The 20,071-nt window shown below is 66.2% G+C and carries 17 protein-coding genes; 5 read left to right on the forward strand and 12 right to left on the reverse strand.

Features of this window, described 5'->3' with window-relative positions:
• Positions 1-69: 69 nt before the first annotated feature.
• From thiL to HNH97_RS08260, 11 genes are all read right to left on the reverse strand, one after another.
• The gene (gene thiL, locus HNH97_RS08210) at positions 70-1,056 is read right to left on the reverse strand and encodes a thiamine-phosphate kinase (RefSeq protein WP_171790560.1); all 987 of its coding nucleotides are present in this window, start codon (positions 1,054-1,056) and stop codon (positions 70-72) included.
• Positions 1,057-1,097: 41 nt separating this feature from the next.
• Complete coding sequence (gene nusB, locus HNH97_RS08215) at positions 1,098-1,658, reverse strand: transcription antitermination factor NusB (protein WP_110913721.1); 561 nt, start codon at positions 1,656-1,658, stop codon at positions 1,098-1,100.
• 85 nt (positions 1,659-1,743) lie between these two features.
• Complete coding sequence (nrdR, locus tag HNH97_RS08220; protein ID WP_110913720.1) at positions 1,744-2,250, reverse strand: transcriptional regulator NrdR; 507 nt, start codon at positions 2,248-2,250, stop codon at positions 1,744-1,746.
• 131 nt (positions 2,251-2,381) lie between these two features.
• Positions 2,382-4,217: a DNA helicase RecQ gene (gene recQ, locus HNH97_RS08225; protein WP_171790561.1), complete on the reverse strand. Its 1,836-nt coding sequence runs from the start codon at positions 4,215-4,217 to the stop codon at positions 2,382-2,384.
• 61 nt (positions 4,218-4,278) lie between these two features.
• Positions 4,279-4,653, reverse strand: a complete 375-nt coding sequence (locus tag HNH97_RS08230) for an OmpA family protein (RefSeq protein ID WP_110913718.1) — start codon at positions 4,651-4,653, stop codon at positions 4,279-4,281.
• Between the two features lie 152 nt (positions 4,654-4,805).
• Entirely contained in the window at positions 4,806-6,503 is a 1,698-nt protein-coding gene (cydC, locus tag HNH97_RS08235) for a thiol reductant ABC exporter subunit CydC (RefSeq protein ID WP_171790610.1), read from the reverse strand.
• Positions 6,503-8,227, reverse strand: coding sequence for a thiol reductant ABC exporter subunit CydD (gene cydD, locus HNH97_RS08240; RefSeq protein ID WP_171790562.1), 1,725 nt, complete (start codon positions 8,225-8,227; stop codon positions 6,503-6,505). Before cydD ends, cydC begins: the two co-directional genes overlap by 1 nt.
• Positions 8,228-8,323: 96 nt before the next feature.
• On the reverse strand, positions 8,324-10,135 hold the full coding sequence (locus HNH97_RS08245) for a sensor histidine kinase (protein WP_390670335.1): 1,812 nt from the start codon (positions 10,133-10,135) through the stop codon (positions 8,324-8,326).
• Entirely contained in the window at positions 10,136-10,318 is a 183-nt protein-coding gene (locus HNH97_RS08250; RefSeq protein WP_110913743.1) for a NepR family anti-sigma factor, read from the reverse strand. It abuts the gene before it with no gap.
• A gap of 176 nt (positions 10,319-10,494) precedes the next feature.
• Positions 10,495-11,067, reverse strand: a complete 573-nt coding sequence (locus HNH97_RS08255; protein ID WP_171790563.1) for a sigma-70 family RNA polymerase sigma factor — start codon at positions 11,065-11,067, stop codon at positions 10,495-10,497.
• 106 nt (positions 11,068-11,173) lie between these two features.
• The gene (locus HNH97_RS08260) at positions 11,174-11,719 is read right to left on the reverse strand and encodes a sigma-70 family RNA polymerase sigma factor (protein WP_227744536.1); all 546 of its coding nucleotides are present in this window, start codon (positions 11,717-11,719) and stop codon (positions 11,174-11,176) included.
• Positions 11,720-11,818: 99 nt separating this feature from the next.
• Here HNH97_RS08260 and HNH97_RS08265 point away from each other — a divergent pair, with 99 nt between their 5' ends.
• The 3 genes from HNH97_RS08265 (at position 11,819) to HNH97_RS08275 (ending at position 16,010) form a co-directional block, all read left to right on the forward strand.
• Positions 11,819-12,556: a response regulator gene (locus tag HNH97_RS08265; protein ID WP_110913715.1), complete on the forward strand. Its 738-nt coding sequence runs from the start codon at positions 11,819-11,821 to the stop codon at positions 12,554-12,556.
• Between the two features lie 210 nt (positions 12,557-12,766).
• Complete coding sequence (locus tag HNH97_RS08270; protein WP_171790564.1) at positions 12,767-14,143, forward strand: alpha,alpha-trehalose-phosphate synthase (UDP-forming); 1,377 nt, start codon at positions 12,767-12,769, stop codon at positions 14,141-14,143.
• 55 nt (positions 14,144-14,198) lie between these two features.
• Complete coding sequence (locus tag HNH97_RS08275; protein WP_171790565.1) at positions 14,199-16,010, forward strand: ABC-F family ATP-binding cassette domain-containing protein; 1,812 nt, start codon at positions 14,199-14,201, stop codon at positions 16,008-16,010.
• A gap of 114 nt (positions 16,011-16,124) precedes the next feature.
• On the opposite strand, the gene HNH97_RS08280 is transcribed toward HNH97_RS08275, so the two are convergent.
• The gene (locus HNH97_RS08280; RefSeq protein WP_171790566.1) at positions 16,125-17,138 is read right to left on the reverse strand and encodes a Gfo/Idh/MocA family protein; all 1,014 of its coding nucleotides are present in this window, start codon (positions 17,136-17,138) and stop codon (positions 16,125-16,127) included.
• Positions 17,139-17,432: 294 nt separating this feature from the next.
• On the opposite strand from HNH97_RS08280, the gene secD reads away from it, so the two are divergent.
• Positions 17,433-18,986, forward strand: coding sequence for a protein translocase subunit SecD (gene secD, locus HNH97_RS08285; RefSeq protein WP_171790567.1), 1,554 nt, complete (start codon positions 17,433-17,435; stop codon positions 18,984-18,986).
• Between the two features lie 11 nt (positions 18,987-18,997).
• Positions 18,998-19,951: a protein translocase subunit SecF gene (secF, locus tag HNH97_RS08290; RefSeq protein WP_171790568.1), complete on the forward strand. Its 954-nt coding sequence runs from the start codon at positions 18,998-19,000 to the stop codon at positions 19,949-19,951.
• Positions 19,952-20,071: the final 120 nt, after the last annotated feature.

Raw genomic sequence — 20,071 nt, forward strand, 5'->3', positions numbered from 1 at the left:
CACCAAAAACTTTTATAACCTTCAGTATATTACTGAAAATATCATCCCAAAAAAGAACCCTGCCGCCCCCTACAGATGGCTCCATCCCGTGCGCGCGACCTTCACCGCAGCACCCTGCGCATCACGCAGCCGCACGCCAGCACCCCCTGCAGGATCGACGAAACGCCCGATGCGCGTCATGCGCACCCCGTGATGGCGACCGCGCGCCAGCAGCGCCTGTTCATGCTCCGGCGGCACCGCAAGCAGCAGTTCGTAATCATCCCCACCCGTCAGGCAGGTTTCACGCCATTGCGGTCCCGCCGCCCGCGCGGCATCGGACAGGGGCACGCGATCGACCTCAATCACCACCCCCACCCCGCTCTCGCGCGCCAGATGGCCCGCATCCTGCACCAGCCCGTCGGAGATATCCATCGCGGCGGAGGCGATCCCGTGCAGTCCCAGCCCAAGGCGCGGGCATGGCAGGCGATAACGCGTGGCAAGGACATGGCCCGGATCCGGCACCTGCCCACGCAGCGCCAGAAGCCCAAGCGCACCATCCCCGATCGTGCCCGTCACCCACAGCCCATCGCCCACACGCGCCGTCGTACGGCGCAGCGCGCACCCGGGGGCCACATGCCCCACGATCGTCAGGGACAGCACCAGCGGCCCCGTGGTGGATGTCGTATCCCCACCCAGCAGGCCCAGCCCATACGTCTCCTGATCGGCATGCAGGCCGGCAGCAAAGGAGGTAAACCAGCCCTCCGCAACATGGCGGGGACGCGCCACCGTCAGCAGATAGCCCAGCGGCGTCGCATCCATGGCGGCAAGGTCCGACAGGTTGCAGCGCAGCAGCTTGCGCCCCACCGTATCGGCGGGGTCATCGGGCAGGAAATGCACGCCCTCGACCATCGCATCGACCGCCATCACCATCTGCCGCCCCGCAGGCGGGGTCAGGACGGCGGCGTCGTCACGCAGGTCCAGCGCCCCCTCCCCCGCCAGCGGGCGGAATATGCGGCCGATGAAGCCGAATTCCGCAGGCAGGGCGTCAGTTTCGCCTGATGGGTGGGGGGTGGACATACCGTTCTCTCCAACCGGTCCCTGCGACATCCCGCGCGGGGTCAGGGGACCGAAGGTTCACCATCGGCCGCCGGAGTCGCAGGGGCAGCTTCGCCGCCCGCGATACGACGTGACATCGCATCGAGAACGCCGTTGAGCATGCGCGGTTCATCGCCGGAGAAGAAACCGTGTGCGACATCCATGTATTCATTGATGATCACGCGGCTTGGGGCCGGATCCTGCGCGGTCAGTTCCCCACCCGCCGCACGCAGCAGCGCACGCAGCACGGGATCAAGCCGTTCCATCGGCCAGGAGGACGGCAGGACATCGACCACCATCGCGTCGATCTCCTTCTGCCGGGCCACGCTGCCACGCACGATGGCGGTGAACAGGCGCACATCGGCGTCAGGCACCAGCCCTTCGGCATAACCGGACGAGGCCTTGCCGGTCGCAAGGCGATGGCGGGTGAACTGCGACACCACGGCTTCGGCATTATCGCCCGCCTGCTCGATCTGGAACAGGGCCTGCACCGCGCCCACGCGCGATGCCGTGCGTGAACGGTTTCTGCCGCCGCGGGGTGTCTCGCCCGAAGGGGTGTCACCGGGGGCACCTGTCTGTGTCATCTCAACTGTCTCCTGCTGTCGGGCGTCGTGCGCAATGCAGGGCTTCATCGCCTCTTTGGCGCATGGGGTCCATAGGCTTTTGCCGTCATTTGTCCTCCACGGGCGGGTTCTCCCCGTCCTGAGGGGCCGCATCCGCCGCGACCGAGGTGGAGATCGTCTCCAGTATCGCAGCGAAATCCTTGGTTTCCCTGAAATCCCAGTGCACGCTGGCAAAGCGGATATAGGCGACCGAATCGACTTCCCGCAAAGTTTCCATGACCCGCCGCCCGATATCGACCGACTTGATATCAGGCTCGCCCGCCGCCTCAAGGTGACGGACCAGTCCGTTGACGATGCGTTCGATACGTTCCTCGTCCACCGGGCGCTTGCGCAGCGCGATGCGCACGGACCGCGCCAGCTTGTCGCGTTCGAACGGCACGCGCCGGCCGTCCGCCTTGACCACGATCAGGTCACGCAACTGGATGCGCTCGATCGTCGTGAAACGCTGCCCGCATGACGCGCAGATGCGACGCCTGCGGATCGCGGCCCCGTCCTCGTGCGGGCGGCTGTCCTTGACCTGGGTATCTTCATGTCCACAAAATGGGCAACGCATGGCAACCACTCGATTCAGGCGGGAATGCTGCGGGCCATGGGACCCCACAATCCCGCATCTTCACATTTCATTAGCAGAAAAACATGTCCTTCGCAGGACCGGCATCAGGGGAACACGGCGTGGGACAGGCGTCAGGCCGTCGGTGTCGTGGACAGGACCTGCAGCACCGCATCGCCATAGCGTTCCAGCTTGGACGACCCCACCCCCTTTATGGTGCCAAGTTCATGCAGCGTGGTGGGATGTTCCTGCGCGATGTCATGGAGCACCGCGTCGTGGAAGATCACATAGGGCGGGATTTCCTGCTCCCGCGCCTCCCCCAGCCGCCATGCCTTGAGCGCGCGGTACACCGCCGCCACGTCGGGCGGCAGCGTATCGGGATCGAACCGGCCGCTGCCTCCACGCTTTTCCCCCGCCGCCGCGCGCAGGTCCTCGGTCGCGTCCTCCCGCAGGGAGACGACCTCCTCCCCCCGCAGGATGGGACGCGCGCGCGCCTCGTCAAGGGAGAGGGCATTATATTCGCCGCTGACACGGATGGCGCCACGCGCGATCAGTTGCCGGATCACGCCGCGCCAGAACGCCTCCGGCCGGTCCTTGCCAATGCCATAGACACTCAGCCGGTCATGGCCATGGCGCGCGGCCATGTCGGACGCCTTGCCGCGCAGGACGGTGGCCACATGCACCGCGCCAAAACGCTGCCCCGTGCGATAGATGGCCGAAAGCACCTTCTGCGCCGCCACCGTGCCGTCGAACGTGACCGCCGGGTTGCGGCAGTTGTCGCAATGCCCGCAGGGCTGTTCCAGCCGTTCGCCAAAGCATGCCAGCAGCGCCTCCGTCCGGCATCCCGTCGTCTCCGCCAGCGCGATCATCGCCTCCAGCCGTGCGCTCATAATGCGGCGCTGGGCCTCGGGTGCATTGGACTGCTCCAGCCAGTAGCGGGCGCGGGCGATGTCGTCGCCACCATACAGCAGCACCGTCTCCGCCGGTTCGCCGTCGCGTCCCGCACGCCCGATCTGCTGGTAATACCCCTCGGGCGAGGAGGGCATGTCCAGATGCACCACCGTGCGCACGTCGGGACGGTCGATCCCCATGCCGAACGCGATGGTCGCCACGATGACCACCGCCTCGCCCGAGCGGAAGCGCATCAGGGCGGCGCGCTTTTCCACCGGCGACAGACCCGCATGAAACGCCAGCGCGACATAGCCGCGATCGCACAGGGATTTCGCAATCCGCTCCGTCTTGTTGCGGCTGCCGCAATAGACGATCCCCGCCTCCCCCTTGTGACGGTCGAGGATGCTGACAAGCTGGCGCATCTCCGACGTCTTGGGACGCACCACGACGTCAAGGTTGGGGCGATGGAAGCTGGCCTTCAGCACCGTGGCGTCGGGCATCGCCAGTGCTTCGAGGATGTCGCTCTGCGTGCGCGGGTCCGCCGTCGCGGTCAGCGCGATGCGCGGCACGCCGGGGAAATGGTCCGGCAGGGTGGCAAGCGCGCGGTATTCGGGACGGAATTCATGCCCCCACGCGGAAATGCAGTGGGCCTCGTCAATCGCGATGACCGACAGCGTCAGCCGTGAGAGGCGTTCAAGCATGCCCGGCGACAGAAGACGCTCTGGCGAGACATAGAGGATGTCCAGACGCCCCGCCGCAAGGTCGGAGCGCACGCGCGTCGCGTCATCGGCCTCCTGCTCGGAATGCAGGGCGCCCGCATTGACGCCAAGCTGCCGCAGGGCCGCGACCTGATCATCCATCAGCGCGATCAGCGGGGAGATGACAAGCCCGGTGCCCGGACGGCTGAGGGCCGGCACCTGATAACAGACGCTCTTTCCCCCGCCCGTCGGCATCAGGACAAGGCAGTCCTGCCCGGCCATGACCTGATCCACCGCCTGCTGCTGCAGGCCGCGGAAATCAGGGAAGCCGAAGACACGCGACAATATGCCGCGCGGGGATGTGTCGATATCCGCCGCCATCGTCACACACCCGTCACGGCCGCAGGGGTCCACGCCATGCGCAAACGCGTCCCGTCGGGGATCAGTTGCGGGTGACCTCGATCTCGACCCGGCGGGAGGCAAGGGCGCCGTCCTCGTTGTTCACGGGACCACGGGGCTGCTGGCGGATGCGGCTGGCGTCCACGCCATCGACGACAAGCTGGCGGCCCACGATCTTGGCGCGGTCGATGGCAAGCAGTTCGTCAGCGGACAGGTCCTTGGACGCGGCGGCGTAGCCTTCGACGCGAACGGTGCCGTGACCGGCCAGCGCGCGCTGCGCCGCCTGCGAGATGACCGTCTGGGCGGGGGTATCAAGCTGGGTGGAGTTCTGGGTGAAGAAAACAACGAACTTCGCGGGATGTCCCCCCGCGCAACCCGTCAGCAGACCAAGACCCAGAAGGAGAGACAGGCGACGCATGATGGACCACTCCATGATAAAAATATATTTACACGGGATCGTCGCGGCCGCGTTCCCTTGTTGTTACGCGGGTGCGATGTGACCCCTAATTTCCGCTACTTCGTGCCCGCTGAGTGCCCCTGCGTCAATCCTTTCCGGCCGCAGGGCGCCCATTACCGCGTCACCGCGACGGCCTGACCGCCCGAAATACGCCATATTTGATCCAGTTGCTCCACCCCCGTCAGGCGATGGGCGATCAGGATGACGGTACGCCCCTGCGTCACTTCGTTCAGGGTGCGCAGGAAATCCTGCTCCGTCGCGGCATCCAGTCCGGTGGCGGGTTCGTCAAGGATCAGGATCGGCGCCTGCGACAGCAGCGTCCGCGCCAGCGCGATGCGCCGCCCCTGCCCGCCGGAAACACGCGCGCCCCCTTCGCCCAGCCATGTATCGAGGCCTTCGGGCATGTCGCGCACCAGGTCGCCCACGCGCGCACGGTCAAGCGCCACCCACAGGTCGTCTTCGGTCGCATCGGGCCGGCCAAGCAGCAGGTTGGCGCGAATCGTATCCTCGAACAGGTGCGTCGCCTGCGACAGCCACGCCATGCGCTGGCGCAGGGCATCATCGTCGATGGTGGCGATATCCACCCCGCCCAGCAGCACACGCCCCGCATCCGGGGCCACGACCTTCAGCAGCAGCGCCGCCAGCGTGGACTTGCCCGCGCCGGACGGCCCCAGAACGGCCACGCGGCTTCCGGCGGGGATCTGCAGCGACAGGCCATCGAACACCGGCACGCGGTCGCTGGACCAGCGGAAATGGATGTCCTCGAACCGGATGTCCGTGCCCGCGGGGGCCGGGGCCGTGCCCTGCGTCGTCGCGCCATGGGGGTTTTCATCCACCGCGACCACACGTTCGGCCGCCCGCGTCACGTTCCCCGCCAGCGCACCGGCGCGGGTCAGGCCGCCGATGCTTTCGAACGCCGCGACCGTCAGGAACAGCACGCCCGCCGCGGGCAGCGGGGCCAGCGGTCCCATGCCGCCGATGCCAAGTGCCGCCGCCAGCACCACGACCACCGCCACCTGCCCGCACAGGTACGATGCCATCCCCGCCAGCGCCAGCGCGCGTGACTGGCGCATCTGCGCACGGTACAGGGCATCATCGCGCGCCGTGACATGCGCCAGCATGCGCCCTTCGGCGCCAAAGGTACGGATTTCACGCAGGCCACTGACCATGTCCAGCACGCCAATGCGCAACTGCGCCGCCTGATGGTTGACCAGTCCCCCGTCGCGTCGCGCCAGCACGGCGGCGCAGGCGGGCATCACGAACGCGCCAAGCGCAAACAGGACCGCAATGGCGATGGCCAGCGGCGAATTGACCAGGTTGATGGCAATGAACAGGAACGGCAGCACCAGCAGGGCACCGGCCAGCGGCACGATGATGCGCAGGTACAGGCCGTCCAGCGTCTCCACATCCGAGACCAGCCGCGACAGCAGATCCCCCGCGCGCCGGAAGCCCAGCCCCGCCGCCGCACCGCGCGCCAGGTGACGGAAAAACCAGACGCGCACGTCCGCCAGCGCGCGGAACATCGCATCATGGGTGACCAGACGTTCCACATACCGCATGACGACGCGCGCAACACCCAGCACGCGCAGCGCCGCGACCGTGATCACGATGCCGCCCATCGCCATGCCCGCGACACGGATCCCCGCCTCACGCATCAGCAGCAGGCCACACAGCAACGCCAGCAGCGACAGGATGCACCCCGCCGTCAGCAATGGCGCACGCTGCCGCCAGATCGACAGGATCGTCAGGACAGGCCCCAGCACATGCGCCCGCTGTCCGGTATGGTGACGATGTTCCGTGCGCGAGCGCATCATGCCGCCGTTTCCCCTGAAATCACCTGTCCATGGTCAAGATCGACCCGCTGCCCCGTGAACATGCCCACCGCCGCGGAATGGCTGGCCAGGATCACGGTGCGCCCCTGCGCCAGCCTGCGCAGGCAGTCGAAGACGTCCGCCTCCGTCGCGGGATCGAGGTGCGACGTCGGTTCGTCAAGCAGCAGCAGCGGCGCATCCTTGAGGAAGGCGCGCGCAATCGCGATGCGCTGCGCCTGCCCGCCCGACAGGCCGAATCCCCCTTCGCCAATGCGGGTTTCCAGTCCCTGCGGCAGGCCATCGGCGAAACGATCGACCGCAGCCGCGCGGATCGCCGCCTGCACGGCGGCCTCATCCGCGTCGGGACGGGCAAAAAGGATGTTTTCACGCAAGCTGCCCGCGAACAGGACCGGCTTCTGCCCGATCCATGAAATCATCTCGCTCAGCGCCTGCGGCATGATCGTCGTGATGTCGGTGTCATTGAACAGCACACGCCCCTGCGCGGGCGTGATGAAGCCCAGCAGCATCTCCATGATGCTCGACTTGCCCGACCCCGACGGCCCGGCAAGGATCAGCGTCTGGCCCGCAGGCACGCTGAAGCTGACATCACGCAGGGTCGGGCCACGCGCCGCGTCCCATGTGAAATCGACATGCTCGAACCGCACGCCGACGCCATGACCGCCCGTGGCACCGGTGCCAAGGACCCTGTCCTCCGCCGTGCGGACCTGCGTCGCCGATGGCAGGGCCACCATGGCCGCCGCCGCACCCGAGGCATGGGCACGGTCCTGGTACGCCAGCGCCAGCCCCCGGAACGGCGCGAAGAATTCCGGCACCAGGAGCACCACGAACAGCGCGCGCACGGCGGTTTCCGTCATCTGCGCCGCCGGTGCCCCGGACTGGTGCAGCGCCATCAGCACGGCCCCGTTGCGCAGCGCGATCACCACCAGCGCCACCACCATGGCACAGTCGATGGAGGCCGAGGACAGGAACGCCACGCGCAGCACCTTCATCGTGCGCCGCCGCAGGTCATCGGCGGAGGCGGCCAGCCTGCGGGCCTCGTCCTCCGTCCGGCCGGCCAGCACGATGGTCGCGATCCCGCGCACGCGGTCAAGGAAACGCGCCTGAAGCCGCTGCATCGCAAGGAACTGGTTGCGGGAGGCGACGGCCGCGCCAATGCCGAAGATCGCCTGCCCGAACGGCACGGCAATCCCGCACAGCGCCATGACCAGCGCCGATCCCGGCTGCACGAAGGCCGCGATGACGCCAAGGATGAAGGGGGCGGCCATCCACAGGATGGATGCGGGGAGCCAGCGGGCGAAGAAACCGTCCAGTGCCTCGATCCGGTCCACCGCCAGCGCCGTCAGCGCGCCGCTGTGCTGCTGGCGCAGCAGGGCGGGGCCGCCGTGGAGGATGGATGACACGACCTCACCACGCAGCCGCCTGCGTGCCTGCATGCCCGCGCGCGCCGCCGCCATGTCCGAGAGCGCCTGGCACACGGCCCGCAGCAGCGCGAGGACCACCAGTCCCGCCAGCGACCATCGCGCAGGCGTGCCCGCATCGGACGGCAGCAGCACATGGCCAAGGACATTGGCCACGCACCACACCTGCCCCGCCCCCAGCATGCTGGAGATCAGGCCAAGGCACACGACGGGCATGGCCTGCCTGCGCCCCAGACGTGACTGCGCCCGCGTCCACGCCTTCATCACTGTCTTGTCATCACTCATGATCGCTCCCTATACCGAATGAACCGGATCAGGGACAGTCATCAGGCCCCGTGGGGGTGTAACGCTGGCATGGGGCAGCCATGCAATTTTTGCCCCTCAGATATCATCCTGATCGGGTTCGGGCTGCTGCAGGACGAACACCAGCACGTAGCGCGTGCCGTTTTCCTCGAACATCTGCAACTCCCCGCCCAACTGCCGGGCGAACCCGCGGATCAGTTGCAACCCGATGCCGCTGCGCTCCTCGCTCCCGCGGCGCACGCGCCCCGCCGCCATGCCCACGCCGTCATCGGCGATCCACAGGCAGGCGCGCATCTTGTCCACCTGCCGCAACCCGACCTCCAGCGTGCCGCGCGCGCCATCAGGGAAGGCGTATTTTATGGTATTACTGACCGCCTCGGTCACGATCAGGGCCAGCGGCACCGCCTGGTCGGGGACCATCAGCAGGTCCTCCACCTGGATGTCGAGCGTGATGCGCCCGTCATCCGCCTCCCCGATCGCATGCATGATCTGCCCGCACAGTTCGCGCACGAAGCTCTGCATGTTTAGGTTGTACAGCCCCCCCTCGGCATAGAGGTAGCGGTGCAGCGTCGCCAGCGCACGCACGCGGTCGCGGGCCTGAGCGAATTCCTCCCGCGCGGCAGGCTGCGTGATGCGCCCGGCCTGCAGGTTGAGCAGGGAGGCCACGATCTGCAGGTTGTTCTTGACCCGGTGGTGCATTTCCTTGAGCAGCAGTTCCTGCCGCACGGCCGCGCGTTCCAGCCTGCGTTCATGCCGCGCGAGCCTGCGCGTCGCCTTGCTGAAGGCATGCGCAAGCTGGCGCACCTCGAACGGCATGGCCCAGTTGGAGCGGACATCATACACGCCACCCAACTGCCACAGATTGACCGATGCCGTCAGCTTGCGCAGGGGGGAGACAATCAGCACGTCCGCGCTTTTCGACGCGCCCAGCAGGCCCGTCAGCAGCAGCAGCCCGCCACCGACCAGTGCTATGGCGAACATCAGCACGGCGTGGCGTTCATTGGCGTTGCGCCGCGTCACCGCCAGCACGAAGACGCCGCCTTCGACACGGCCAAGGGAGAATGCACCATCCGGCAGGGCGCCGCTCGCATGGTCATGGCCACCGCGCATGATCCGCCGCACCCGCTCCATCAGCATGGCGGACGGCATGCGGGGCCAGTCGCAGTCCCCGCACAGGGGCGCCGCGGCGGAGCCATCGGGACTGAGCAGCCAGATCGCAACGGGATTGTCGCGCTGCACGATATCCAGGCGCGGGTCGCCCGGACGCAGTTTCCCGTCATCCCACGACAGCGGCATGATGGCCGTCAGGAAACCGCTGCGGGCAAGGTGGCCGCTGCCATCGCCGATCATGGTGGCGACGGTCACGCGAAAGGCGACGGGAATCCCGTGGGAATCCGCGCCCCCGTTGATGGCGGAAACACGCACATCCCCCTGGAAGCGCGGCATGTCGTCAAGCACGAGGCGCCTGCGCCCCTCCGCCCTGCCGACCTGCGTCACGATGTTGCCCAGCGCATCGACCAGCGCGATCTGGTCGTAATGATGCCCCGTCAGGGACTGCGCCAGTTCCAGCATGCGCCGGATACCTTCGTCATCCAGCGCCATATGGCCGACGACACGCAGCATGCTGCCCAGGTCATCGACCTCATGGCGGATCTCGAGGTTGAGGCGCTCCAGCGTCAGGTCGGTGCGGAAGCCGGGGGCGGCAATCGTCTTGTCATAATTGCGCCAGGCCTGCACCGCACCGATCAGGGCGATCGGCATCGCCGCGAACAGGATGATGGCCATCATGCGCATCCGCACCGCATCGAACAGCCGACCGATACGGAGCAGGGTGCGCCAGGGCCTGCCCTCGCCATTCCGGGATGCGGAACGGCGGAACATGGTTTTCATCTATTTCTTGCGCTCGCGGTCGTTTTCTATCAATCGCAGCAGTTCGTCAGGTACCGGTTCGTTGGCGACATCATCGAACAATTGGTGCAGTCCCCGCTTCAACCACAGTTCGAATGCGTCATTCGACCCGTTTTTGCTTTTCTTATCTGGTTGCCTAGGAGGACAGTTCTCCTTTAACGGCATCTCATTTTCCCGAAGCTTATACTCATCTACCCACAAACTTCGGATAAGCATCGCAGTTGCAATCTATTTTCCGAAAGAAGTCGGGAGCAAACCAGTTCCCGCCCCTTTCCCGTGCCACATTTTGATCACAATTCAAAGCATCATTTTAAGAATTGGTTACGTTCCCGATCCCTTCATCAGCCCATCTGGGTGCGCGCGGCGTCACGCGTGGCGCCCCCTGCGCGCAGGCGGGCGACGACACCACGCAGGCGCACCGTCTCCGTGCTCTGCTCCTCGCCTTCGAGCCAGGTCTCAAGCTGGCGGCGGGCGCGAAAGACGCGGCTCTTGGCGGTCCCCACGGCGCAGCCACTGGCTTCGGCAAGTTCCTCGTAGCTCATGCCCTGCATGACGACCATCACCAGCGCCTCGCGCTGGTCGGCGGGCAGGCGGTCCATCGCGCTGGCGAGTTCCTTGACCGCGAGGCGTTCCTCATGCGCGCCGCTGCACGCCAGCGCGGAGGTGGGCACATCCTCGATATCGCCGGTCTCGCGCTTCTTGCGCAGGTCGGATATGAAACGGTTGCGCAGGATACGGTGCATCCATGCGGGGAAATTCGTTCCGGGGGTAAAGCTGTGCTGCGCCGAGAGCGCATTGCACACCGCGTCCTGCACAAGGTCATCGGCAGCGGCGCGGTTGCGTGTCAAGGACAGGGCCTGGACCCGCAGTCGGGGCAGGAGGGCAATCACCTGGTCGTGAAAGTCATTTGTCATTGTCGTGTCCCCTTTCATACACGTCCAATGGACGGGCCGGCGAAAGGGTTGCATATAAAATGTAACGAAACCGTGAGTTGCAGCACATTCCCGCAACGCCACGGCCTCAGTCCTGTCCCCCGGGGTCGGGCGGGGGCGTTCCGTCAGGCGCGCTGGCGACCATCGCCATGATCTGCGCGCGTGCGCGCGACACCCGCGCCTTGAGCGTGCCGACACTGACGCCGCAGACCTCCGCCGCCTCGGCATAGGTCATTTCCTGCACCCCGACGAGCAGCAGCGCCTCGCGCAGGCGGGGCGTCAGCCGCCAGATCACCTCGTCAAGGTCGCGCAGGTCGTCCCCCCTGCTGGCTGGCGCGTCGGCGCGGGCGAGGTCGGGGCTGGCGGCGTAATCGGACATCACGTCGCGTTCACGCCTGCGCCGGCGCGCGGTTTCATAAAAAAGGTTGCGTGCTATGGTATAGAGCCATGCACGCAGGTTCGTGCCCGGCTGGAACTGTTCCAGCGCGGCAAGCGCGCGCAGCACCGTTTCCTGCACCAGGTCATCGGCCGAGGAGACCTCCCCGGTCAAAAATCTGGCAAAGCCCCGCAATTGCGGCAAAAGAGACATGATCTCCTTGCGCAGTTGGGTTACGGTCTGCGAATTGGCTGACATGCTCTGGGTCAGTGTGTTTGACTCTCCGTGTTCCGGCAGCGCAGCCTAACGCCGTAATGGTTTACGGTGTAACAATTTCTTCGGGGAGATGAAGTCCACATGCCGCTTTCCCGGCGTCAAGATCTGCTCCGCGCCCTTCCCTATGCCAGACGCTATGCAAGGGCGCTGTCCGGCAGCCAGTCACGGGGGGATCTCCTCGTGGCCGAGAGTCTGCGTGAACTTATCGCCGTCGATGATCCCGCCATGCGTCCGCGCCTGCGCCTGTACCAGTGGATATCGCGTCACTACACCTCCTCCACCACGCCGCCCGCGTCGGGCGACCTGACGGTGCTCGACCGGCAGTTGCTGCTGCTGACCGCACTGGAGGAACTCAGCCTTGCGGATGCCGCGCGCGTGCTGGGACTGGACGAGGCGACGGCGCGCACGACACTGGAACATGCCTATGCGGGCCTGCGTTCGTGCGCGCAGACGAATGTCCTGATCATCGAGGACGAACCCATCATCGCGATGGATATCGAGGAACTGGTCCACAAATGCGGGCACAAGATCGCCGGTGTCGCCGCGACGGAAAAGGAAGCGATCGAGATCGCGACCCGCACGCGCCCGGGCCTGATCCTTGCCGACATCAACCTTGGCGCGGGGGGCGACGGCATGACGGCGGTGTCGCAGATCCTGCAGCAGCAGAACATTCCCGTGATCTTCGTCACCGCCTACCCCGAGCGCCTTCTGACGGGCGAGAGGATCGAACCCGCCTTTGTCATCACCAAGCCGTTTGAGCCACTGACACTGGCGATCGCGACCTACCAGGCGGTCAGCGGCGGCCTGCCGCTGGGCTGATCCCCGGCACGGCCGCCCCGGCACGCCGGCATGACCACCCGCCCGCGATGGCGGGATGCGGCAGATGGACGCAGAACAGTCACGCGATACAGGCATGACGATGACTGCCTTGCATCCGCTGCACACCCTGCGACATTGTGATGGCACCCGGATCACGCATGCCTGCGCAATGCACGCATCCCACGTGCGGACAGATTGGAAGAGGAAAACATGAAACGGCTGGTCATCGTCTCCAATCGCGTCCCCGTCCCCAAGGAAGGCCTGCGGCCCGGGGGGCTGGCGGTGGTGCTGCATGACCTGCTGGCGCTGCAGGGCGGGATGTGGTTCGGCTGGAACGGCACCACCAGCCCCGATGCGGAAACGACACCGCCGCAGATCCAGCACGCAGGCGGCGTCGAATACGCCACGATCGGCCTGACCCCTGCCGAGCACAGGCATTACTATACCGGCTTTTCCAATTCGACCCTGTGGCCGCTGATGCACTCCCTGCCGGAGTTCATCCATTTCGAACGCCGCGAACTCTCGACCTACTGGGCGGTGAACGAACGGTTCTGCGACAACCTGCTGCCGCTGCTGCGCGAAGACGACACGATCTGGATCCACGACTACCACCTGCTGCCCCTCGCCGCGCAACTGCGCCGCAAGGGCGTGCGCATGCCGATCGGCTTTTTCCTGCACACCCCCTTCCCCGCGCCGGACATGCTGGCCATAGCACCGGACGGGGGCACGTTCCTGCGTGACCTGCTGTGCGCGGACCTGCTGGGGTTCCAGACCGGTGACGACACCGCCAACTTCATCTTCGCCGCACAGCGCACGGCAGGCGCCAGGCTGGTCGCCCCCGACACGCTCTCGTTCGAGGGGCATACGGTGCGCGTCGGCGCCTTTGCGGTGGAAATCGACCCCGATGCCTTTGCCAAGACGGCAACCGACGCAGCGGAGGCCCCGGAACTGAAGCAGCTTCGCACCTCCCTTGCCGGGCGCAAGCTGATCTTCGGCGTGGACCGGATGGACCCGACCAAGGGCCTGTGCGACCGGCTTGCGGGTTATGACCGGCTGCTCGAAAGCTATCCCATCTGGCAGCGCAACGTCACATTCCTGCAGATCGCCGCCGAAAGCCGGGTGGATGTCGCCGCCTACAAGGCACTGCGCAACGAGCTTGAAAGCATGATCGGCCGGCTCAACGCCCGGCGCGGGCAGCCCGACTGGACGCCGCTGCGCTTCCTGACGCGCGGCAGTCCGCGCCGCGTCGTGGCGGGCTACATGCGCCAGGCGCAGATCGGCTACATCACGCCGCTGCGCGACGGGATGAACCTTGTGGCCAAGGAATATATCGCAGCCCAGGACCCCGACGATCCGGGCGTGCTGATCCTGTCACGCATGGCCGGGGCCGCCAAGCAGCTTGAGGCGGCGCTGCTGGTCAACCCGCTGGACCATGACGACCTTGCCGATGCGCTGAACCGGGCGCTGGGCATGCCCAAGGCCGAACGCCGCGACCGCTGGCAGGCGTGCCGCGCGCACCTTGATGGCTGCACCGCGCTGGGCTGGGGGCAGGCGTTCCTGCGCACGCTCGAAGCCACGGTGACCTGAACGCGCGGCCCATCGTTTCCCTTGCACGGGCGGCGGGAGTAGGTGACAAACGCGCATGGCCTTACCTCCGCTTCTTCTCCTTCAGGATATCACCCTGACCCTCGGTGGCGCGCCGCTCCTTGACGGGGCGGGTTTTGGCGTCGCCCCCGGCGAACGCATCTGCCTTGTCGGGCGCAATGGCTGTGGCAAGTCAACGCTGCTGCGCATCGCCACGGGCGAACTGCTGGCCGATGGCGGGACGCGCTTCCTCCAGCCCGGCACGACCGTGCGTTACCTGCCGCAGGAACCGGACCTGTCGGGGTTCGAGACCACGCTGGACTACGTTCTGGCGGGCATGGGACCGGGCGACCCGGATTACCGCGCGGCGGCGCTGCTGTCGGAACTGGGCATGACGGGACGCGAAAACCCGGCCAACCTGTCGGGGGGCGAGGCCCGGCGCTGCGCGCTGGCGCGGGCCCTTGCGCCGGAGCCTGACCTGCTGCTGCTGGATGAGCCGACAAACCACCTCGACATGCCGACCATCGAATGGCTGGAACGCGAACTGCTGTCGCTGTCGTCGGCCATGGTCATCATCAGCCATGACCGCCGGCTGCTTGAAACGCTGTCACGTTCCGTCGTGTGGCTGGACCGTGGGGTGACGCGCCGGCTGGACCATGGGTTCGCAAGGTTCGAGGCCTGGCGTGAAGAAGTGCTGGAGCAGGAGGAACGCGACGCGCACAAGCTTGACCGCCAGATCGCGCGCGAAGAGGACTGGATGCGCTATGGCGTGACGGCACGGCGCAAGCGCAACGTCCGCCGCGTGGCCGAACTCGCCACCCTGCGCCAGACCCGGCGCGAGGCGATCAAGCCCGCCGTGGGCGCAAAGATGGAAGCGCGCGAGGCCGAACTGTCGGGCAAGCTGGTTTCCGTCGCCGAAAGCCTGTGCAAGTCCTATGGCGAACATGACATCGTGCGCGACCTTGACCTGCGCATCCTGCGCGGCGACAGGCTGGGCATTGTGGGTGCCAACGGGGCGGGCAAAAGTACGCTGCTGCGCCTGATGACGGGGCAGGACACGCCCGACAGCGGCACGGTCACGGTCGGCACGGCCCTGTCGATCGTGACGCTGGACCAGCAGCGCCGGCAGCTTGACCCCAACCGCACCCTTGCCGACACGCTGACGGGCGGTGGGGGTGACATGGTGCAGGTCGGGCACGAAAAGCGCCATGTCATCGGATACATGAAGGATTTCATGTTCCGCCCCGAACAGGCCCGCACACCGGTCGGCGTCCTGTCGGGGGGGGAGCGTGGGCGCCTGATGCTGGCCTGCGCGCTGGCGCGGCCGTCGAACCTGCTGGTGCTTGACGAACCGACCAACGACCTTGACCTCGAAACGCTCGACCTGCTTCAGGACATGCTGGCGCAGTATTCCGGCACCGTGCTGCTGGTCAGCCATGACCGTGACTTCCTCGACCGTGTCGCCTCCTCCGTCCTGATGGCGGAAGGGGCAGGCCGGTGGGTCGAATATGCCGGTGGTTACAGCGACATGCTGGCACAGCGGCAGGACGAGACACTTGCCACCCGGCACGAGGCCCCTGCCCCGGCCAGGGCACGCCCGGCGCAGCAGCCTGCCGCGAAACCCGCCAGCCGCAAGCTGTCCTACAAGGACCAGCATGCGCTGGAGCGCCTGCCCGGACAGATCGCGGAGCTTGAGGCGGAGATCGAGGGCCTGCGCGCCACCCTGGCCGATCCCAACCTCTATGCCCGTGACCCGGACGGCTTCACCGCCACCACGCAGAAACTGGAGGACGCGCAGGCGAAGCTGACGGCGGCGGAAGAACGGTGGCTGGAGTTGGAGATGCTCAAGGAAACGCTGAAATCCGGCTAGTCGAATTAGCAAAGTAGATAAAAGTTTTTGGGTGCCGCCTTTTTTAAAAAGGTGGTGTCTTTCGAAGCTTTTTGAAAAAAGCTTCACCAAAAACTTCTACCTTTGAATATCCTTTCACTCCGGGACGTGCAGCAGTCCCGACGCCTCCATGCGTGCGCGGGTATCGGCAATGCTCTGTCCCACGGCGAGGGCGGCGGCCAGCGCGCGCCGCCCGGCCTGCGCATCCACCAGCACCGGCGCACCATCAAGGCAGGAGGCGGCAAAGGCCTCATGCTCCGCCGCCAGCGTGTCATGGTCGCTCCATGTCACGCTCTGCCGCCGGAAGCCGCCCGTCCCCGGCAGGGGCAGGCCGCTCTTACGCCCGATCATCGTCAGCTCACGACGCACGAAATCCGCCGACAGGTAGCCTTCCTGCGAAAACAGGCGCATCCGCCGCTCGGTCTTCAGCGAAATCCGGCTGGCGGTAATGGTCGCGACACAGCCATTTTCAAACCGGACGCGGGCGTTGGCGATATCCTCATGCTCCGAACTGACGGCGGCACCCAGCGCATCGACGCTGGCGATGGGGCTGTCCACGATTGCCAGCACGAGGTCGAGGTCATGGATCATCAGGTCGAGGATGACGGAAACATCCGTCCCGCGCGGCTTGTACGGCGCGATGCGCGTGGCCTCGATATACAGGGGGCGGCTGATGCGTTCGGTAATCGCACGGTGTTCGGCCGAATAACGCAGAAGGTGGCCGACCTGCAGCACAAGCCCCCGCGCGGATGCCAGGGCGGCAAGGCGGTCGGCCTGCTCCAGCGTCGCGGCGATCGGCTTTTCCACCAGTACGTGACGCCCGGCCTCCAGCGCCTGCTGCGCCAGTTCGAAATGATACTCGGCAGGGGCCGCCACCACGATGGCGTCCGAGACCTCCAGCAGGTGCGCATATGACAGCGCAGGCGCCCCCCCGGCCTCCCGCCCCACCTTTTCGGCGCGCGCATGGTCGGGGTCGTAGATGCCCGAGAGGGTTTCACGCGCACAGGCGGCGACCTTGAGCGCATGGTACCGCCCGAAATGCCCGGCCCCCGCGATTCCAACCCGCAGGCGGCGCCGCACCGCCGCGCCATCCGATCGTGCCTGCACCATGAACGCCGCTCCCAACCATCATTCCGCGTGCCTGAAGCAGTCTCATGAATGGGCGCGTTTCACAACCCGCCCCACGGACGCAGCCGCCATACAGGGCCGTCCCGGACCTCACGCAGATGCGACAAAACGGCAACGCAATGACCCTGACCACCGCAACAGCGGTTGCATCCTGCGCTGTGGACCGGCATGTTCCCGCCCTGTTGTCATTGCGCCATGACGCCATGACGCCACAGATACGACACCAACAGACAGGGAGCCGGTCGCGGCCGGGCGTGGGGAGCACTCCTTTCAGTCATGATGTATTATAGTCGGCTCAAGATGGCTTCGGTCATTGGCATATGCCTGATCGGCCTGGCGCTGTGCCTGCCCAATTTCATACGCCAGCCCGCAGCCTCGATCCCGTGGCGGCAGATCCACCTCGGGCTTGACCTGCGCGGCGGGTCCTACCTGCTGCTGCAGGTGGACATGCACAGCGTCACCTCCGACCGCCTGCGCACGCTGACCGATGAAACCCGCCAGACGCTGCTGAAGAACGGTCTGGGTTACCGCAACCTCACGACCGGGGCGCAGGCGGTGACCTTCACCCCGCGCGCACCTACGGAGGCCGAGGCCGACCTGAAGGCGCTGCGGGCGATGCCGATGAACGTCCCCTCGGAGTTCAGCGTCAGCCAGACGCCCGACGGCCTGATTTCCGTCGCCCTGTCGGAGGAAGCCAGCCACCAGCGCGCCCGCGACGCGATCACGCAGTCGATCGAGATCGTGCGCCGCCGCATTGACGCCACCGGCGCGATCGACCCGCAGATCACCCGCCAGGGGGAAGACCGGATCATCGTCGAACTGCCCGGCATCAGCGACCCCGAGCGTGTGAAGCACCTGCTGGGCACCACGGCGAAGATGACCTTCCACCTTGTCGCGGATTCCGCGATCGGCTCCGCCGTGCCGCCGCCGGGCGTGAGCATCCTGCCGATGAGCGAGGCCGCGCAGGGCACGCTTCCGGTCTATAACCATGTGGATGTCGATGGCGCGGACCTGACGAATGCATCGGCCTCGATCGACCAGCAGAGCGGTGAGTGGGCCGTCAACTTCACCTTTGATTCCGTCGGTGCCCGCCAGTTTGGCGAGGTCACGCGCGCCAATGTCGGCAAGCGCTTTGCCATCGTGCTGGACAACAAGGTGATCGAGGCCCCGGTCATCCGCACCGCCATCACCGGCGGGTCGGGCCAGATCACCGGTGGGTTCAGCGCGCAGCAGGCGACCGACATGGCGCTGCTGCTGCGTGCCGGTGCGCTTCCCGCGCCGCTGAACGTGATCGAGCAGCGCTCCATCGGGCCGTCGCTGGGCGCCGATTCGATCCGTGCCGGCGCGATGAGCCTGCTGGCGGGCCTTGTCCTCGTCATCGCGTTCATGACGCTGTTCTATGGCCGGTTTGGCTGGTACGCGAACATCGCGCTGCTGGCGAACCTGGTGCTGATGATCGCCATCCTGTCGATGTTCGAGGCGACGCTGACGCTGCCGGGCATGGCGGGCATGCTGCTGACCCTTGGCATGGCGGTGGACGCCAACATCCTGATCAACGAACGCATCCGCGAGGAAATCGCGCGCGGCCGCACCGCGCTGCAGGCGATGCAGGCGGGGTTTGAACGCGCGACCTCCACCATCATCGACAGCAATGCCACCGCGCTGCTGGCGCATGTCATGCTGTTCGTATTCGGAACCGGGCCGGTCAAGGGGTTCGCCCTGACCATCACGATCGGCATCGTGACGACCCTGTTTACCACCCTTGTGCTGTCACGGATGCTGATGGTGCGCTGGTATGCGCGCACCCGTCCGACAGTCCTGCCGGTCTGAGGCGCGCTGACATGATCCTTGATCGTCCCCTTCTGCGTTTTGTCCCCCGTGGCACGAAAATCGACTTCATGCGCGGGCGCTTCATCGGGCTTGCGACATCGGCCGTGCTGTCGATCGCATCGCTGATCCTGTTTTTCCATCCCGGACTTACGCTCGGCCTCGATTTCCGGGGCGGCATCGTGGTCGAGGCCCACACGCAGGGACCGGCCGACGTATCGGCCATCCGCGCGGCGCTGGCGGCGCAGCATGTCACGGCGGCAGGGGTGCAGTCCTTCGGCGGTCCCGATGACGTGCTGATCCGCCTCGACACCCCATCGCAGAGCGATCCCGCGCATGAGGCGCAGACACAGGCGCTGGTGGATTCCGTGCGCCACGCCATCGGCACCATTCCCGGCGCGCAGGTCCTGCGCGCGGATGCGGTCGGGGCCTCCGTCTCGGCGGAACTGTTCCGCAACGGCATGCTGGCGCTGGGCATCAGCCTGCTGATGATCCTCGCCTATATCTGGTTCCGCTTTGAGTGGGAATTCGCGGTCAGCGCCGTGGTCACACTGGTGCTGGACCTGACCAAGACGGTCGGATTCCTTGTGCTGACGCATTTCGAATTCGACCTTGTGATGGTCGCGGCGATCCTGACGATCCTTGGCTATTCCACCAATGACAAGGTAGTGGTGTATGACCGCATCCGCGAAAACCTGCGCAAGTACCGCTCCATGCCGCTGGCGGAACTGATCAACCTGTCGATCAATGAAACGCTGAGCCGCACGCTGGGCACGTCATCCACCGTGTTCCTTGCGGCGCTGCCGCTCGCACTGTTCGGGGGGGCAAGCCTGTCGGGCTTTGCGTGGGTCATGCTGTTCGGGATCGTGGTCGGGACGTCCTCGTCCATCTTCATCGCCGCCCCCCTGCTGCTCCTGCTTGGTGAGAAGCGGCTTCGGCGCAACGCACGGCCGGCCGTGCGGAAGTGAAAGCTGCCGGGGCAGTCATTTCATAAAGTCAGGGAAATTCCGGATGCCGTCCTTTTTCATAAAGGGCGGCATTCTTTTTTGGAGCTTGCTGAACAAAGCCTTCACCCGGAACTTCTGTTT

It is taken from the genome of Gluconacetobacter entanii (assembly GCF_013155425.1).
Taxonomy (GTDB): Bacteria; Pseudomonadota; Alphaproteobacteria; order Acetobacterales; family Acetobacteraceae; genus Novacetimonas; species Novacetimonas entanii.

Bases quoted from the DNA above. Each gene is read 5' to 3' on its own strand.
- nrdR (WP_110913720.1), bottom strand. From the start codon at position 2,250: ATGCGTTGCCCATTTTGTGGACATGAAGATACCCAGGTCAAGGACAGC.
- secD (WP_171790567.1), top strand. From the start codon at position 17,433: ATGATGTATTATAGTCGGCTCAAGATGGCTTCGGTCATTGGCATATGC.
- HNH97_RS08245 (WP_390670335.1), bottom strand. From the start codon at position 10,135: ATGAAAACCATGTTCCGCCGTTCCGCATCCCGGAATGGCGAGGGCAGG.
- HNH97_RS08230 (WP_110913718.1), bottom strand. From the start codon at position 4,653: ATGCGTCGCCTGTCTCTCCTTCTGGGTCTTGGTCTGCTGACGGGTTGC.
- cydC (WP_171790610.1), bottom strand. From the start codon at position 6,503: ATGCGCTCGCGCACGGAACATCGTCACCATACCGGACAGCGGGCGCAT.
- HNH97_RS08265 (WP_110913715.1), top strand. From the start codon at position 11,819: ATGCCGCTTTCCCGGCGTCAAGATCTGCTCCGCGCCCTTCCCTATGCC.
- secF (WP_171790568.1), top strand. From the start codon at position 18,998: ATGATCCTTGATCGTCCCCTTCTGCGTTTTGTCCCCCGTGGCACGAAA.
- HNH97_RS08250 (WP_110913743.1), bottom strand. From the start codon at position 10,318: ATGCCGTTAAAGGAGAACTGTCCTCCTAGGCAACCAGATAAGAAAAGC.
- HNH97_RS08255 (WP_171790563.1), bottom strand. From the start codon at position 11,067: ATGACAAATGACTTTCACGACCAGGTGATTGCCCTCCTGCCCCGACTG.
- recQ (WP_171790561.1), bottom strand. From the start codon at position 4,217: ATGGCGGCGGATATCGACACATCCCCGCGCGGCATATTGTCGCGTGTC.
- cydD (WP_171790562.1), bottom strand. From the start codon at position 8,227: ATGAGTGATGACAAGACAGTGATGAAGGCGTGGACGCGGGCGCAGTCA.
- HNH97_RS08270 (WP_171790564.1), top strand. From the start codon at position 12,767: ATGAAACGGCTGGTCATCGTCTCCAATCGCGTCCCCGTCCCCAAGGAA.
- HNH97_RS08260 (WP_227744536.1), bottom strand. From the start codon at position 11,719: ATGTCAGCCAATTCGCAGACCGTAACCCAACTGCGCAAGGAGATCATG.
- nusB (WP_110913721.1), bottom strand. From the start codon at position 1,658: ATGACACAGACAGGTGCCCCCGGTGACACCCCTTCGGGCGAGACACCC.
- HNH97_RS08275 (WP_171790565.1), top strand. From the start codon at position 14,199: ATGGCCTTACCTCCGCTTCTTCTCCTTCAGGATATCACCCTGACCCTC.
- thiL (WP_171790560.1), bottom strand. From the start codon at position 1,056: ATGTCCACCCCCCACCCATCAGGCGAAACTGACGCCCTGCCTGCGGAA.
- HNH97_RS08280 (WP_171790566.1), bottom strand. From the start codon at position 17,138: ATGGTGCAGGCACGATCGGATGGCGCGGCGGTGCGGCGCCGCCTGCGG.